The sequence below is a fragment of the Agriterribacter humi genome, assembly GCF_009192765.1.
GTDB classification, from domain to species: Bacteria; Bacteroidota; Bacteroidia; order Chitinophagales; family Chitinophagaceae; genus Agriterribacter; species Agriterribacter humi.
Map to the genome: position 1 here is coordinate 322498 of NZ_VOHQ01000003.1, position 16520 is coordinate 339017.

Annotated in this window: 12 protein-coding genes; 2 read left to right on the forward strand and 10 right to left on the reverse strand. The window is 43.1% G+C overall.

What is annotated here, in order from left to right; translation table 11 throughout:
* Positions 1-14 precede the first annotated feature (14 nt).
* The 3 genes from FRX45_RS07780 to obgE all read right to left on the reverse strand — a co-directional run bounded on the left by FRX45_RS07780 (position 15) and on the right by obgE (position 3546).
* Positions 15-1169: a serine hydrolase domain-containing protein gene (locus FRX45_RS07780; RefSeq protein ID WP_262884197.1), complete on the reverse strand. Its 1155-nt coding sequence runs from the start codon at positions 1167-1169 to the stop codon at positions 15-17.
* A 353-nt stretch (positions 1170-1522) separates the two neighbouring features.
* Positions 1523-2242 carry a ferredoxin--NADP reductase gene (locus tag FRX45_RS07785; RefSeq protein ID WP_152267834.1) on the reverse strand — a complete coding sequence of 240 codons (720 nt, stop codon included), beginning with the start codon at positions 2240-2242 and terminating at the stop codon, positions 1523-1525.
* 296 nt (positions 2243-2538) lie between these two features.
* Positions 2539-3546 carry a GTPase ObgE gene (gene obgE / locus FRX45_RS07790; protein ID WP_152267835.1) on the reverse strand — a complete coding sequence of 336 codons (1008 nt, stop codon included), beginning with the start codon at positions 3544-3546 and terminating at the stop codon, positions 2539-2541.
* 419 nt (positions 3547-3965) lie between these two features.
* Here obgE and ggpS point away from each other — a divergent pair, with 419 nt between their 5' ends.
* Complete coding sequence (gene ggpS / locus FRX45_RS07795) at positions 3966-6224, forward strand: glucosylglycerol-phosphate synthase (protein WP_152267836.1); 2259 nt, start codon at positions 3966-3968, stop codon at positions 6222-6224.
* A 7-nt stretch (positions 6225-6231) separates the two neighbouring features.
* On the opposite strand, the gene paaI is transcribed toward ggpS, so the two are convergent.
* The 3 genes from paaI to FRX45_RS07810 form a co-directional block, all read right to left on the reverse strand.
* Positions 6232-6657: a hydroxyphenylacetyl-CoA thioesterase PaaI gene (paaI, locus tag FRX45_RS07800; protein WP_152267837.1), complete on the reverse strand. Its 426-nt coding sequence runs from the start codon at positions 6655-6657 to the stop codon at positions 6232-6234.
* A gap of 64 nt (positions 6658-6721) precedes the next feature.
* Entirely contained in the window at positions 6722-8524 is a 1803-nt protein-coding gene (locus FRX45_RS07805; RefSeq protein WP_152267838.1) for an AMP-dependent synthetase/ligase, read from the reverse strand.
* Positions 8525-8588: 64 nt separating this feature from the next.
* Positions 8589-9599, reverse strand: coding sequence for a tetratricopeptide repeat protein (locus FRX45_RS07810; RefSeq protein ID WP_152267839.1), 1011 nt, complete (start codon positions 9597-9599; stop codon positions 8589-8591).
* A 133-nt stretch (positions 9600-9732) separates the two neighbouring features.
* On the opposite strand from FRX45_RS07810, the gene FRX45_RS07815 reads away from it, so the two are divergent.
* Positions 9733-11097: a sulfatase family protein gene (locus FRX45_RS07815; protein ID WP_152267840.1), complete on the forward strand. Its 1365-nt coding sequence runs from the start codon at positions 9733-9735 to the stop codon at positions 11095-11097.
* 740 nt (positions 11098-11837) lie between these two features.
* On the opposite strand, the gene FRX45_RS07820 is transcribed toward FRX45_RS07815, so the two are convergent.
* From FRX45_RS07820 to FRX45_RS07835, 4 genes are all read right to left on the reverse strand, one after another.
* Entirely contained in the window at positions 11838-13064 is a 1227-nt protein-coding gene (locus FRX45_RS07820) for a DUF1015 domain-containing protein (RefSeq protein WP_152267841.1), read from the reverse strand.
* Positions 13065-13089: 25 nt separating this feature from the next.
* The gene (serC, locus tag FRX45_RS07825; protein ID WP_152267842.1) at positions 13090-14157 is read right to left on the reverse strand and encodes a 3-phosphoserine/phosphohydroxythreonine transaminase; all 1068 of its coding nucleotides are present in this window, start codon (positions 14155-14157) and stop codon (positions 13090-13092) included.
* 72 nt (positions 14158-14229) lie between these two features.
* Positions 14230-15201 (reverse strand): zinc dependent phospholipase C family protein, encoded by a 972-nt coding sequence (locus FRX45_RS07830; protein WP_152267843.1) that lies wholly within the window; start codon positions 15199-15201, stop codon positions 14230-14232.
* Between the two features lie 92 nt (positions 15202-15293).
* Positions 15294-16334 (reverse strand): carbon-nitrogen hydrolase family protein, encoded by a 1041-nt coding sequence (locus FRX45_RS07835; RefSeq protein ID WP_152267844.1) that lies wholly within the window; start codon positions 16332-16334, stop codon positions 15294-15296.
* Positions 16335-16520: the final 186 nt, after the last annotated feature.

Consider the following 16520-nt stretch of genomic DNA (forward strand, 5'->3'; position numbering starts at 1 on the left):
GGAAATTAATAAGGTCAATCGTTAAGCGCCTGGTAAGCCAGTATTTTAAACTTTTCGTGGATGTCGCCATGACTATTGGGATACAACTGCAAAAAGAATTGCGCCACCATTTTTTCTTTGGGATCTATCCAGTAAGAAGAGCTGAACATACCGCCCCAGCTATAAGAGCCTTCTGGCCGTGGAGAAAATGCGCTGCCTTTTTCAGTTACTATTTCAAAGCCCAATCCAAATGCATCGCCATGGCCTAATGTAAGATCCCCGATCTGGTTGGTGGTCATCATACGAATGGTATTGCGTGATAATATGCGTTTGCCGTTATACACACCGTTATTCAGTAGCATTTGCATAAAAATAGCATAATCGTAAGCTGTAGACGACAATCCGCCCCCGCCTGAAAAATAAGTACCGTTCATTTTAGGGTAATCGGAATAAAATGTTCCGTTAATATCCATGGTTTCCGGGGCTTTTTTGATGTGTTTGCTGTCATCTTCTGTATACAGCGTGGCAAGGCGATTTTGTTTCTCTGCAGGCAGGTAAAAATAAGTATCCTTCATGCCCAATGGATCAAAGATCCTCTTTTTCAAAAATTGATCTAAGCTCATGCCGGATACAACTTCCACTAAGTAGCCGAGCAGGTCGGTGTTCAGTCCGTACGTAAATTTTTCTCCCGGTTGATGCGCTAAAGGCAGCGGGCCTAATTTTTTCATAATGTCTGCCAGCTTTATCCTGCCTACGCCAATGCCGGCCACAATACCTGCTTTGGCATAAATAGCATTAAAGGCTTTGTTGCCTATTTGCGCATAGTGAATACCGGAAGTATGGGTGAGCAACTGGCGAATGGTTATTTCCGATTTAGCAGGAAAGGTGGTATACGTGGTGTCGGATTCATTAAAGCTGTTCAGCACCACCGGATTTTTAAATTCGGGTATGTATTTACTGATTGCATCGTCAAGCAAAAATTTCCCTTCCTCATACAGTATCATTACGGCCACGCTGGTAATGGCCTTGGTTTGCGAAGCAATACGCATAATGGCATCTTTGCGTAAAGGTTTCTTTGAAGAAACATCATCGTATCCCAACCCCTTATGGTATACAATTTTTCCATTACGGGCGATAAGTGCCGTAGCGCCATTGATCCAGCCGCTGTCTATATACTGCTGGATAAGCAAATCAATCCTTTTTAACCTTTCTTCAGAAACCTGTACGGATGCAGGCGGGGCTCTTTGTAATGTTTGGGAGAATGATGCAGTACATACTGAAATAAAAAAAAACAGAAGTATTGTGTTACGGGTGAACGATCTTATCATATAAAATGGTATTGGCATTTGAAGGATGAAAGATAAGATTTTTGGAAGAACCGAAGAAAGCCCGAAGATTGGAAAATCTGAAATTCGAAAGGGGATTAAATGATGAGCTCATATTGAAATGGATCTTTCTGTCCCTGAAATCTGTTACTTGCAACCTGCAACTTGCAACCCGGACCAATCTCAAATGTAAAATTTCAAATCAGAAATATACGCCGTTACCCATACAACTCCTGGTGAATGGCTTTGCGGTCGTAGCCCATGGCAAGTATTCTTTGTTTGGCCTCGTCAATCATATTCTTCCAGCCGCAAAGGAAAAATTGTGCAGGTGGAATATTTTGGGCGAGTTCTTCATAAATGGCATGCACATAACCCGTTTTTCCTTCCCATTCCTGTCGTGATAAAGTGGGGTAATAATGAAAATGAGGCACTTTTTGTTCCAGTTCAACCATCTCTTCGTAATAGAGCAGGTTGCATTTTTCGCGGCAGCCAAATATGAGATGAATATCCTGGTGGGGAACATTGTGCAGATTGATATAATTAACCATGCTGCGGAAAGGGGCAATACCTGTTCCGGTGCAGATCAGAAATAAATCTTTTTCAATAGGCTGCGGCAGGGTAAATACGCCAAGCGCTCCGCGTAACGTAAATTCAGAACCTTCTTTTATTTCATTGAAAATATATGTGGTGCCTGCGCCGCCCTCCAGTAACACTATTACCAGCTCAAACACATTGCTGCCATCGGGCCAGGAAGCAATGGAATAACTGCGCCATCTTCTGGCGGGCTTTTCGTGAATAGGAAGGTCGAGCGTAACAAATTGCCCGGGAGTAAAATCAAAATTATCTGTATCCTGCACTTCAATCCAATACCTGCGGGTTAGGAGAGCTTCTTCCCTGATACGTGTAACTATACCTTTGCGCCAGGGTAGTAAAGCCATATACAGAATTTTTAAAAATGATAACCGTATTAATTAATACCCAATCGCTCCGGTTGCTTAAATATAAACAGTGCTATAAAGTTAAGGGATAGGGATTATAATCCCTGCAGGAAAAATCAATCCTTTTTGCAGGGCATAATTTATTCCGGCTTGTGTTGACTTCAGCAGATGTAACAAAAAAGCGAAACCCGGGGGCTTCGCTATAAATGCCAAAAATGGCAGGCAATCGTACATTATAATAAAATGGAGATAATCGTTTTTGTGGAAGTAATATTACAGCATTTTGTTATTATTTGCTATTTATTGATCAGTTTTTTATTTAAGGTCTGCCATAAGATATCCTTTAGCTCAACCAAACCTTTATGCGTAAGCGATGAAATAAAAAGATGCGGAATATCAGTGGGCAATTCTTTGCTGATAGCTGTTTTTAATTCATCATCCAGCATGTCGCTTTTACTTACGGCAATAATAAATTCCTTGTGTAGCAGCTCGGGGTTGTATTGTTCCAGTTCATTAACGAGTATATCAAATTCTTTACGGTGATCTTTGCTATCGGCAGGAATAAGAAACAGCAGCACAGGATTGCGTTCAATATGGCGAAGAAAGCGATGACCCAGGCCTTTGCCTTCTGCAGCGCCTTCAATAATACCGGGAAGATCGGCAATGCAAAAGCTTTTGTTATCGCGGTATGCTACCATGCCTAAGTTGGGATTAATGGTAGTAAAAGCATAATCGGCTATCCTGGGTTTGGCCGCAGTAACAGCCGATAATAAAGTGGATTTGCCTGCATTAGGAAAACCTACCAGGCCTACATCTGCCAGTACCTTTAATTCTAAAACCTTCCATGCTTCCTGTCCGGGTTCACCTGGCTGGGCATATTCAGGTACCTGGTTGGTGGCTGTGGCAAAATTAGCATTGCCCAGTCCTCCGCGTCCACCCTTTATCCATATTACTTCCTGCCCGTCTTCCATTATTTCGGCTTCCTTCTCTTTTGTTTCTTCATTAAAGGCTATCGTACCCAGTGGCACTTCTATAGTAATATCCTTTCCGGTTTTGCCCGTACAGTTATTGCCGCTGCCACCTTCACCATTTTCTGCCAGCACATTTTTAAAATACCGCAAATGCAAAAGGGTCCATAAATTTTTATTTCCTTTAAGTATAATATGCCCGCCCCGTCCGCCATCACCGCCATCAGGACCAGCCTGCGGATTGTATTTTGTGCGCATGAAATGCTTACTGCCGGCGCCTCCATGCCCGCTACGACAAAATATCCTGATCTGATCAACAAAATTCGATTTTTCCATACTGCACTTTGGCCAAAGATATGACCTGCATGGCACTATTGAGATATAGCAAAACAGATTCATCAAATTTATATAAGGATTGCTAAGGGGTTAAATGCCAGGAAGTCATTGTAAAATAGCATAAAACACATTCAATTTATGCTCATGTGTCGTTATCCTGGTCAAATTGGCTATTATTTGGTTTGCACCCCTGCCTTAATTTTTTTATCTTTGCGCTGCATATCCGTTCCAAACCACCTTAAATACTTCAGGGTGTTGGCATATTTTGGATAAAACTTAGTCTTCGCCTACTATCCAGGCGGAAATAATTAGAAACACTTGTAAAACAAACATTTCACTTGTTGTAAAAACAAGCGATTGTTCTTTATATAATTTTTTTAACAGTTCTTCCCTAAAACGAAGAGCAATAAATTTCTTTTATGTTATTAGCAACTGATCTTGACGGAACATTTTTGGGAGGCCGGCAGGCAGACCGTTTAAAATTATATCGTTTGATACGGGAGCAGGAAGATATACGCTTAATGTTTGTTACGGGGCGTGGTATTGAAAGTGTGATGCCCTTGCTGGATAACCCTGTGATCCCCGACCCGGACTATATTATTTGCGATGTTGGCGCAACTATTTTAAACGGGCAAACCCTGGAGCCTGTTCAACCCATACAATCAGAAATTGAGAATCAGTGGCCGGGTACATTGGTTATACAAAAAAGAATGCGAAAAGTAAAAGGACTTCGCTTGCAGCCCGTATCGCAGCAACGTCGTTGCTCTTTTTTTTATGATGGGCGCACGGATATTGATGCAGTAAAAAAAATTGCTGATGAAATGGGGCTGGATGTATTGCTGTCTGCCGGAAGATTCCTGGATATTCTTCCTAAAAATATAAATAAAGGATCTACACTAAAGCGGTTGGTTAAATTAATGCATTTTTCTTCCAAGGATATACTGGTAGCCGGCGACACCCTTAACGACCGGTCTTTATATGATACACAGTACAAAGGGGTGGTTGTTGGCGCAGCAGAACCGGCGCTGATTGATTACACCAGTGATATGCCGAATGTATTGCAGGCAACATCGCATGGCGCCGGAGGGATACTGGAATCTATGAAGCATTTCCCCGAGTTCAGTGGTTATGTTAATAAGGAAACTAACAATATACCTGAGGATGCGCAAGGCGATACGCAATTGCTGGTAATGTATCACCGGCTTCCTTACGAAATGAAGGATGTAAACGGAATAGAAGAAAAAGTGTCGCCAAAGAGCCCCAATGGAATTATTCCATCCTTATTAGGATTCTTCAGCAATGGTCGTACAGGCGCGTGGATTGCATGGGAAGAAGTGCGGAACAAAAATATAGTACGTGCCGACAGGTATATTGATGAAAATAAATACCCTAATCTTATTGCTTCCAGCATTCCGCTCACCAAAAAAGAGATTGAAGTTTTTTATAAATTATTTTCTAAAGAAGCATTTTGGCCCGTAATATTTTCATTCGCCGATAAAGTGAGGTTCAATCATGAGCAATGGGAGCAGTATGTAAATGTAAACCGCTTATTTGCAGAAAGGGCGGCGGCAGAGGCCGATAAAAATGCTACGGTATGGATACATGAATATAACCTGTGGATGGTTCCGGGAATATTAAGGCAGTTAAGGCCGGATGTAAAAATTGGGTTCTTCCATCATACCGCCTTTCCTCCGGCCGATATTTTTAATATCATTCCATGGCGAAGAGAAATCATTGGCAGCATGCTGCAATGTGATTATATAGGGTTTCATATTCCACGGTATGTTGAAAATTTTGTGGACGTAGTAAAAAGCCATACACCGGTTAAAGTACGTTCCGAGCAATCCTGCGCCGACAGATTTTTGACCTATAGTTGTGCATTGGGCGTAGATAAAATGACAAGAGAGATAGATGCCGGTGGCAGAATAATACGATTGGGCGCACATCCTGTAGGCATTAATATGAAAAATATCCGCCACATTTTTGAGCAGCCGGCCACGCAGGAAAAAATAAAGAAAATGCAAAAACAAACGGATGGTAAAAAAATAATCCTATCTGTTGAGCGGCTGGATTATGTAAAAGGCCCGCTCGAAAAAATAAATGCTTTTCAATCTTTCCTGGAACGCAATCCGCAATTACATGGTAAAGTGGAATTGATTAATATTTGCACACCACCTGCTTCGGGTATGAAAGTATATGATAAAATATTAGCTGAACTGGAGCAGGCTATTGGTAAAATTAACGGTAAATATGCACGGTTAGACTGGGTACCCATCCGTTTCTTTTTCAGGTCGGTGCCTTTTGAGGAGGTAATCACTTATTATGCTATTGCCGATGTGGCATGGATCACACCGCTGCGGGATGGATTGAATTTGGTGGCCAAAGAATATATTGGTGTGCAGGGACTTAAGCCTGCCGCTGATGGTGTACTGGTGATATCTGAATTTGCAGGCGCTTCTGTTGAATTGTCGTATGCTATCCGTACCAATCCTTATGATATTAAGGACCTGGTGCAGGGGCTGGAACAGGCTTTGTCGCTGGAACAAAACGAAAAAAAGCTACGCATGGAGCGTTTGTTTGAACAGGTAACGCATTACGATATTGATAACTGGGGCAAAGCTTTTATGCATGAACTGGAAAATATACGCCGGGAGGACAGCGTAATGCAGGTACAATAATTTCTTCTCAGATCAATGGTTTGGCTGTTCTGAAGCAGGTGCCTTTAAACAGGGCTACCTGCTCATTACGCTGGTTGGTGATGGTAACAATGTATAGTCCGGTGCTTTTGCCGTTGTGCAGCTCTTTGGCTTCTGCGGTTAATATATCCCACAGTTTTGAAGCTTTGGTAAAAGTGATGGAAGTATCCCATGCTACAGAAAGATTGTTACGGCTGTTACATGCAAACGCGAAGGCGCTGTCGGCCAGTGAAAAAGGAATGCCGCCGTGCACTATTCCCAGTCCATTCAGCATTTCATCGCGTATTTCCATTTGAATTTTGCTATATCCCTCTCCCGCCTCAAGCACTTTTATGCCCAGCCACCTGCTGAAGCTGTCCCTGTTCATTATTTCTTCTACTACTGCAATAGCAGTTTTATCATTTGTGTTGCTCATAATTTTTGTTTATCTATTCTTAAAACAGTATATATTAAGAAGCTTTGAGGGAGCGATCTGCAACTTATATTATCGTTCCGTTAGCGTATATCCTTTCTATGGCATCTTTATATTTTTCCATGATCACTTTACGTTTCAGGCTGAGCTTGGGCGTAACTTCTCCCGATTCCACACTCCATTCACGCGGCAGCAGCTCAAATCGCTTTACCTGCTCCACATGGTTGAAGTTGTGATTGAGCTGTTCCACAATTTCTTTGTAATGTGCTATTACCGCCGGGTCTTTAACGACAGTTTCGTTGGATTGAAAAGAGACGCCATTCTTTGCACACCAGTCTTTTAAATTAGCGAATGACGGAACGATGAGTGCGCCTACAAATTTTTGCCCGGCGCCTAATACTATGACCTGTTCAATAAAACGGGATTCCTTGAGTTTATTTTCAATAGCAGAAGGGGCTACATATTTGCCACCGCTGGTTTTGAACAATTCTTTTTTACGGTCGGTGATGCGCAAAAATTTATCATCCTCAAATACGCCGATATCGCCGGTATGCAGCCAGCCATCAATAATGGCTTCCGCAGTAAGATCGGGGCGTTTATAATAACCCACCATCATGGATGGGCCCTTTACGCAAATTTCTCCGTCATCCATCAGCTTTACTTCCACTCCTTTTATGGGTGGTCCAACAGTACCAAACTTCATTCCTCCCGGCTCACGCCGGTTAACAGCAATAACAGGTGAATTTTCGGTGGGGCCATAGCCTTCATACAAAGGTATTTGAGCCGCGTTAAATATGCGGATCAGCCGCTCCTGGCAGGCCGCGCCGCCGGTAATAATGTATTTAATATTTCCACCCAGCGCTTCGCGCCATTTGCTGAAAATAAGTTTATTAGCGATGGATAATTTAAGGTTATACAGAAACCCGCCGTCAATAAGGTTATCATATTTTTTTCCTATTTCTACGGCCCAGAAAAAAAGTTGTCGCTTGATGCCTTTTAACTCCGCGCCTTTACCCATAATGCGTTCATATACTTTTTCGAGGAGGCGGGGAACGGTGGTAAATACATCGGGTTTTACTTCCTGCAGGTTAGCACCGATGGTTTCCAAGCTTTCGGCATAATAAATGCCTATTCCGCTGAACATATAGATATAGCTTACCATTTTTTCAAAAATATGATTCAGGGGCAGAAAACTCAGTGCTTTGTATTGCGGCTGGTCGTCGAAAGGAAAACATTCTTTAGAAAGAAATACATTTTGAACAATGTTATTATGGCTCAGCATTACACCCTTGGGCGTGCCCGTTGTGCCGGAAGTATAAATAATGGTAGCCAGGTCGTCTTTCTGAATTTTGCCTTTAATGGCTTCTATTTCGGCTAATCCTGCGTCTGTAGATTTATCCAATACTTCCGACCAGTGTTTGGCGCCGTCAATTGGGTTAAAGGTGAAAATGTCTTTAACCGTGGGTATTTTAGCGCGGATACCCTGTAGCTTTTGGAGCAATTCTTCACTGCTTACAAATACATACTTTACAGCGGCATCGTTAAAGATGAATTCAATTTCGAGCGGATTGGTAGTAGGATAAATGGGAACAAGTATAGCGCCGCTTTGCTGTACGGCCATGTCGGTGATCAGCCATTCGGGACGATTGTTCGAAATGATCGCGATCTTATCCCTGTTTTCCGTGGTCATGTCATTACCCGAAACGCCCAGGGTCAGTAGTCCGGCTGCTAATTTCAGCGAAGTTTGTTTTACTTCTTCGGTACTGTAAGGGCGCCACTGTCCATTTTCCTTTGCCACAAGCATATCCTTCTTGGGAAACTTTTCCAACTGGTAATTGAGGCAGTCAAATAATCGCAGGGGTTGAATCATAACAATCGTTGTTTGTGCTTTGGTTCAATTTAGGTAAAAAACAATAAAGAATAAAGAAAGCCTGTTAATTTTGATAATATTGACCCTTTGGTAATTTAAAAACCCTTCCGCGTTGAAAATCATTAAATGTAGTATAGGCTTCGGAATTGCTTTTTGTCCATGTTTGATACTGCTCTGCATTGATGGCTGAACCAAAGATCCATTGGTTATACGCTTCATACATGTTGGCTTCCAGCAACTGTTTGTGGTAACCGAACAAACGAAATGGAAATTTTGCGGCATTGGTTTCAAGCCAGTTTTTAATAAATCCTGTTCTTATGGCAATCAGTTTGGCAGGATCAATACCGGCTGTGGCCAACGATGATTGACTATTCATTGAAGTAAGAAAGGCCTTTTCAAATTCATTTTTCTTTTTGCTGTCGTAATTTTTCAGGAGATCGGGATCAGCGAAAAGTTTTTTATAACCATCAAACAAAATATTTTTTATCTCCGCCGTTCTGATCGTGTAGCTTTCGAGGTTAACGAAAATTTCCCCGTAAATCAGGCTCCATACTTTATCGGTAGTAAAATAATAATAGCGACTGGCATTATAATAGTTGCCGGGATAATTGGGATCAACTGAAATGCCTTTTTCCCATTGGGTGATGGCAGCGTAATCTTTTTTCTGCCAGAGCAGTTCTCCGTATTCACTGTATAATACACCACTGTTAGGAAACTTTTTCAAGCCTTTGAAATATATTTTGGCGCCTTCCTTTAACTCTTCAATAGCGCGGTATACCGTGCCTGCAATCTGGAAGCTTTGTACATCCGCTCCATCACTTTCTACCACAGGCTTTATGGTTTCGAGTGATTTGGCAAAATCTCTTTGCAAAAAATAAGTATAGGCTATATCATTGAGCAGGCTGATATCATTTGGTTTTTGCTGCAGCGCACGGTTAAATACCATAATGGCATTTCCCCAGTCTCCTTTACGCATATAATCGCGGCCCGTTTGCTGCAGGGTATCGGCATTTTGCTGTGCAAAAACAATTACTGCAAAGAGGATGTATACCAGTAAAAGGGTAAGTTTTTTCATGATGGTAAAGATACTGCCTGCAATAATAAAAATATTGTGAACATTTGAAAGCGCAGAGCAGTAGTATTGAAGTAAAGCAACGGTTGATTATAGTATCTTTAAAACTTTATATACTAAATAATACGATAAACAAATGCGACTGAAATATGCCTCCGTTTTACTGGCAATGTTTGTTCTTTTCAGCAATATGTTATCTGCCCAAAACAAGCCCAATATTATTTTCGTGCTGGCAGATGATATGGGCTATGCCGACCTCTCCTGTTATGGTAATCCTGTAATCAAAACCCCATTTCTTGATAAAATGAGCAGGGATGGCATACGGGCTACCAATTATGCAGTATCCAGTCCGTCGTGCACACCTTCAAGAGCTTCGTTACTAACCGGCCGCTATGCCTCCCGCATGAATCTGCCCTACCCGATAGGCCCGGGTTCTACATTAGGTTTGCCCGACCAGGAAATAACGATTGCGGAACTGTTGAAAAACATTGGATACAATACGGCTATGATTGGCAAATGGCACCTCGGTGATCATGCACCCTACCACCACCCCACAGCACAGGGTTTTGATTCGTACTATGGATTGTTGTATAGTCATGATTACAGGTATCCGTATGTAAAAACAGATACCACTTTAAAAATCTTTCGCAACCGTACTCCTGAAGTAATGAAGCCTGCGGACTCTTCTCTTACCGGTCTTTATACCAAAGAAGCCATCCGGTATATACGGCAGCAAAAAAAAGAAAAGCCGTTCTTTCTATATCTTTCTCATAACATGCCGCATTTGCCGGTAGCTTTTGCCTCATCCAAAAATAATAAAGGAAGATCTGAAGGCGGTCCGCTTGGAGATGTAATTGAAGAGCTCGATGCCAGCCTTGCGCTGGTATGGGATGCTGTAAAGAAACAAGGATTAGCGGATAATACCATTTTCTTTTTTTCCAGTGATAACGGGCCGTGGATAGATTTCCCGGACCGCATGGCGGGCGATGGTGCTACCAGACCCTGGCATGCAGGTACGGCGGGTGTTTTCCGCGGAAAAAAGGGTGAATCATATGAAGGCGGAGTGCGCGAACCCTTTATTGTATACTGGAAAGGCCACACGAAACCGGGAAGCACAATTACAGATATGATAAGCAACTTAGATGTATTGCCTACCATTGCCGCATGGACACATACCCCGCTTCCGGAAGGAAGAACACTTGATGGCCAGTCGGTATCTGATGTATTGCTGGGAAAAGCAGGGCGGCATCCTGGTCATAAGGAAATTTATTATGTAAATAATGGGGTATGTGAAGCAGTGCGCAAAGACGGATGGAAATACCGGCGGATAGAAGCTGCTCCGGCCAATGGTATTTCCGGTAAAGCAAGAAAAGCTAAGGAGGAATTGTTTAATCTTTCTTATGACCCGGGAGAACGAACCAATGTATTAACGGAATTCCCGGAGAAAGCCACTGAGCTGAAAGCGTTGTTTGAAAAGTTTCCGGGGAAGACGGAGAATTAGTTTATTGATTTACGGCCAAACCATAGTTCGTAATGCTTTTATACGAGCCATATGTTCGACCCCTTCAGGGTCGTAATACTTTTTATCGTGTAGTTATAAACGTTTAGACCCTTTCAGGGTCAGTACAGGTCCGTATATGTAAAGCGTTTGGTATACCCGACGCAGGAGGGTCGGACCACTGTTTGATAGCTCTTTCTTCCTATCCTGAAAGGATATAAGGTTTAGAAGAAGAACAGAAAAGTTTTTAGCGACTCCAAAGGAGTCGAAGTCAATGACGGGGAAGAATAGGAGTTGGATAGATAAAATTAAATCCAAAGCGGGGAATCCTAAATTCGAAAGGAAGCACCAAGAAGCCAAATCACAAAAAACAAACCTGTCCGCCGGGGCGGGTAAAATTCAAACCTGGCCGCCGTGGCTGATATTAAATTCCAAGGAAGAAACTCGAAGTCCGAAGGAGGTTCAACGATAAACAATAAATCATAAACGACAAACTCAACTACAATTACTGCACCGTGGTCACGCTGTGCTTCAAACCTGCCTTATGAAGACCCCGCTTGGACGGCAAAATCCAGATCCTTCTCTTCCTGCCGGTAGGCAAGCTTCGTCAGGATGACAAGCTAAAGAGCATAACTCGCCGGTAGTACAAAAGCTAAACATCTGCCCACAACCGCTCCTTTCCCTGAAACCTGAAACCTGAGGCCTGAGACCTGAAACCTGTAACCGGCACCCTGCAGCTCCCCTCAGTCAATCAAATGCGTCAGTAATCCGTCTCTCAGCTTGGGTTCAAACCAGGTGCTTTTGGGAGGCATTACCATACCGCTGTCGGCGATATCAAACAATTGCTGAATGCTTACGGGGTATAAGCTGAATGCCACCTGCATCTCGCCGCTGTTTACTCTCTTTTCCAGTTCTGCCAATCCTCTTATACCACCTACAAAATCAATGCGCCTGTCGGTACGCTGGTCTTTAATGCCCAGCACCGGATCTAAAAGATTATTCTGCAGAATGGTTACATCCAATACGCCTATCGGGTCTCCGGTATAAGTGCCGGGCTTTGCGGTTAATTTGTACCAGCGTTTATTAATATACATTCCAAAGCTATGGAGTTGCTGCGGCGCGAAGGCAGAATCGCTGGGTTCAACATCAAAGCTTTCGGCTATGCGTTGCAGAAAGGTATCTTTGCTTAATCCGTTCAGGTCTTTTACCACCCGGTTATAATCCAGGATCCGCAATTGGGAGGCTGGAAATAAAGTGGTCAGAAAATAATTTGCGCCTTCTGTATCGCCGGCAGCAGTAAGCCGAACCCTGGCAGCACTTGCAGCCCGGTGGTGGCCATCGGCGATATAGGTGTGATCCACCTTTTCTGAAAAAGCTTGCGTAATAGCGGCAATGGTTTTGTCGTCATTGATCACCCAAATGGTATGACTAATACCATCATCGGCCACAAAATCGTATACCGGTTTTTTATCTGTCTGCCATTTTTCGATCAGCGCATCCAGCTCAGCTACATTTTTATAGGCCAGAAACACATTGCCGGTTTGGGCGCCGGTAGTGGATATATGGCTGATGCGGTCCTGCTCTTTTTCCGGACGTGTATACTCATGTTTTTTGATAATATCATTTTCATAATCATCAACAGAAGACACGCAAACGAGCCCGGTCTGGCTTTTGTCGTTCATTACCAACTGGTAGATATAATAGCAGGGCTTATTTTCACGGAACAACACTTCACGCTGAATAAATGCGTCTAAGTTGTCTTTTGCTTTTTCATATACTTCCTTTGCATGTACATCCGTATCTTCCGGGAGATCAATTTCTGCTTTTGTAATATGAAGGAAAGAATTGGGATTGCCTCTTGCCTCCCGCTTTGCTTCTTTGCTGTTCAGCACGTCATAGGGTTGCGATGCTACCTGTTTGGCATATTGTGCCTGCGGGCGCAATGCGGTAAACGGAACGATAGTTGCCATAATAATTGGTTAGAATATTTTTTGATTAAGCATGCTTCAATGCAAAATGCTGCATTAGTTCCACTAAAGTTTTTACACTGCCAAGCGGCAGGGCATTGTACAGGGAAACCCGGAACCCGCCTACGCTGCGATGACCTTTCACACCAACCATTCCTTCTTTTTTGCAAAGCTCAAGGAAGGCTTTTTCCAGTTCTGGATTTTCCATTACAAATACCACATTCATTTTACTGCGGTCGGCTTTATCAACGGTGGGTTTAAAAACAGGAATGCTGTCTAATGTATCGTAGAGCAATGCCGCTTTTTGATTGTTTATTTTTTCAATAGCAGCTACACCACCCTGTTCTTTTAACCAGCGCAGGGTAAGCATACAAACATATATGGCAAATACGGGAGGGGTATTGAGCATGGAACCGTTTTCAATATGTTTGCGGTAATCCATCATGGAGGGCAATTGCCTGGTTACCCTGCCAAGAATGTTTTTATTTACCACCACCATGTTTACGCCTGCTGCGCCGATGTTTTTTTGGGCGCCCGCATAAATGAGGCTGAAACGGTTAAAATCCATTACGCGACTTAAAACATCACTGCTCATATCGGCTACCAATGGTACAGTGGTTTCCGGAACAAAATGCATCTGCGTTCCTTCTATGGTATTATTGGTAGTGTAATGAAAATAAGCTGAGTCAGCGGGTATTTCAAAATCCCTGGGTATATAAGTATAACCCCTGTCTTTTGAAGATGCTGCAACATTTACATGTCCAAAGAGTTTGGCCTCTTTTATAGGTTTGGTACCCCAAACGCCACAATCAAGATAAGCGGCCGTTTCGTTATCGTTCAGCAGGTTCATGGGCACCTGGAAGAACTGGGTGGTAGCACCGCCATGTAAAAACAAAACTTCGTGATCGCTGTCTAATTGCATTAACTCCTTTACCAAAGCGATGGCTTCATCCAGCACTGCCTGGAAAAGCGGGGTGCGATGCCCGATTTCGAGAATGGAAAGACCTGTTTGGTTAAAATCAAGAATAGCCTGGCTGGCCTGTTCAAACACCTGCCGGGGCAAAATGCTGGGCCCCGCATTAAAGTTATGTATCATTGCATACAATTGAAAAATTGATAAACCCAATTCATATTGGACTTTGCGTTCGTTGAGGGCGCCAAATATACGTCAATTCCCGCAAGTTCTTCCCTTTGGATCACTGGTTTTCCAAATCCTGTCTAACGTTTCAAATGTGGATTTATCTGTTTCTGATAAGCTGATATTAGCCAGTGGCTGTAATTGCGGCTGCCCGGCATTAACCCATGCGGTATACCAGAATGAGGCCACTGCAAAAATAGACTGGCGCATCCGGCGTTCCACCATGCCCTGCAAACCCTGATCATAAGCAATAGTAAACACAGAAGAATACTGCCGGATAATGATACCATTTCTTTCTTCAAAGGCATATTTAAGATCGGGTGAAAATTGTTCTGTCAGCGCTTTTTCAACATATAAAACGGTATCTGCCGCAGCGGAGCTTTCCAACACCCTTTGCCACATAAATTGCCGGGGATTGGAAAGGTATTGCGCCTTGCCGATGAAATAATCGAATGCTGTTTTGGCCAGCAGTTCGGGGATCCGGCTTTCCCAGAAGCCATGAATACCCTGTTGACCCGTTTGCTGGCCATTGTAATTGCTATGGGCGTGCAATGGTACATGGGCGTCGGCTATATAATGCCCTATTTCGGCAGAAAGTTTAAGTATAGCGCTATGGTTTTTTTCACTGAAAGCCTTGGTAAGTCTTTGCAGCATAATATTGATCCACCAGGGAACAATGCCATGCGCCATGAGGCTATCTTCTCCGTATTTCTCCACGGCATTGTACCATGCGCGGGGCAAGTTGTCAAAGGGGTATGAACCATAGCGGTTCAGGTCAATATAATGCCGGGGCCCTTCTGCAGTAACCATATACCTTCTCTTGTCGGGATCAACGGCATGTTCCGTTATGAAATCAATATTGGGCTTGTAAAACACCATCATGGCGGGCGGTAGCAAAAATACCGCGTGATGGTTGATTTCTTTATGGGCGTAAAAGCCCCAGCAAAATGCATGCTGACAGATAATGGCTGAGCAGGCCAGCAACAATAATTTTTGGTGCATAATGGTTAGCGGTTAGGTGGTGAAAGATGAAAAAACTGTGTATATAAATGTACAATTAAAATTAAAAGGTTTTTCCATTCTCAGTTTCGCCGCTAAGTTTTCTCTCCTGCTTTTTTATGCGCTGCAGAAAGTTCCTTCAGCGTTTCATGCATTGATTTAAGGTTAAATTCCTTCAGCACGTCAGCAATCTTCAACCCCGCATCAAGACTTTCCATAATGGTCCATTCCTCCTCGCTAAAAGTAGTAAGTCGGAGCTTTGGCCCATACTTTTTTTGAATATCAGGGAACAGGCTCACTGCCGGCCATGTAGGGATAAAAGCTTTCTCAGGATTTACAGGTGCGCAGATCCAGTTTCGCTGCCATCGGCCGGTTTGAGCAATCGTTTCACCGGTGATGTCGCATATCTTACTGGTATCTTTTTGTGTGCTTGTAACGATATACACCTGGTGGCGCCAGGCCCTGCTGCTTATTTCCTGTCCTCCTGCATAAGCGGAAGGCCAGAAAATGATCTGTGCTCCTTTGTCTTTTAAAGCATTCCAGCCTTCTTCGTATTTAACATCGAAGCAGATCTGTACCCCGATTTTGCCAAAATCGGTTTCAAAAACTGGCGGGTTAGCTTTCCCCGGTGTTATACCCATTTTCAGTTCGCTTTCGGCAGGCCGCATTTTATGGTATTCACCCGCTACTTTTCCCTGCCGGCTGATCAGAACTGCGGAAATATATATGTTTTCTCCATGAAGGGAATAGGTGGGGCAAATTACATAACAGTTATGCGTACGCGCAAAATTGAGGAAAGGAGTAACAACGGCTCCGGGAACCTTTTCGGCTACGTCTTTAAGCTGGTAATGATGATTGGCTATATTGGCATAAGCAAAAATTTCCGGCAGGCAGATAATGTCTGGCTTATACGGAACCATATTTTCCATAATACCCAGAACTTTTTGAATCATATCCGGTGGATTGGAGGCAGAGATGTCCATGATTGAAACGGTGCCAATATTTACATGCCGCGGAACATTGTCCCCCGATTTTATACCTTCAGCCTGTGAAAAATAACCGGGAAGTCCGAAGGCGCCTGCGCCAAGGGATGCATTCCCTAAAAATTTCCGGCGTGATATATTTGATGACTTCATTGTGCTTTAATTACAGGGTCATAAATGGGGAAGGGTTGGTATTATAAATGTAGGGTTTAGTTTTTATTTAAAAATTAGCTGATTACGATTGAGGTGTTCCTGACGGGATGGCTTGCTCCAGAATGTATTTGCAGCATATTATGCAACTATCGTATGGGGTATTACTACATTTTAAAAGTAATACTT

Bases quoted from the DNA above. Each gene is read 5' to 3' on its own strand.
- FRX45_RS07785 (WP_152267834.1), bottom strand. From the start codon at position 2,242: ATGGCTTTACTACCCTGGCGCAAAGGTATAGTTACACGTATCAGGGAA.
- obgE (WP_152267835.1), bottom strand. From the start codon at position 3,546: ATGGAAAAATCGAATTTTGTTGATCAGATCAGGATATTTTGTCGTAGC.
- ggpS (WP_152267836.1), top strand. From the start codon at position 3,966: ATGTTATTAGCAACTGATCTTGACGGAACATTTTTGGGAGGCCGGCAG.
- paaI (WP_152267837.1), bottom strand. From the start codon at position 6,657: ATGAGCAACACAAATGATAAAACTGCTATTGCAGTAGTAGAAGAAATA.
- FRX45_RS07805 (WP_152267838.1), bottom strand. From the start codon at position 8,524: ATGATTCAACCCCTGCGATTATTTGACTGCCTCAATTACCAGTTGGAA.
- FRX45_RS07810 (WP_152267839.1), bottom strand. From the start codon at position 9,599: ATGAAAAAACTTACCCTTTTACTGGTATACATCCTCTTTGCAGTAATT.
- FRX45_RS07815 (WP_152267840.1), top strand. From the start codon at position 9,733: ATGCGACTGAAATATGCCTCCGTTTTACTGGCAATGTTTGTTCTTTTC.
- FRX45_RS07820 (WP_152267841.1), bottom strand. From the start codon at position 13,064: ATGGCAACTATCGTTCCGTTTACCGCATTGCGCCCGCAGGCACAATAT.
- serC (WP_152267842.1), bottom strand. From the start codon at position 14,157: ATGATACATAACTTTAATGCGGGGCCCAGCATTTTGCCCCGGCAGGTG.
- FRX45_RS07830 (WP_152267843.1), bottom strand. From the start codon at position 15,201: ATGCACCAAAAATTATTGTTGCTGGCCTGCTCAGCCATTATCTGTCAG.
- FRX45_RS07835 (WP_152267844.1), bottom strand. From the start codon at position 16,334: ATGAAGTCATCAAATATATCACGCCGGAAATTTTTAGGGAATGCATCC.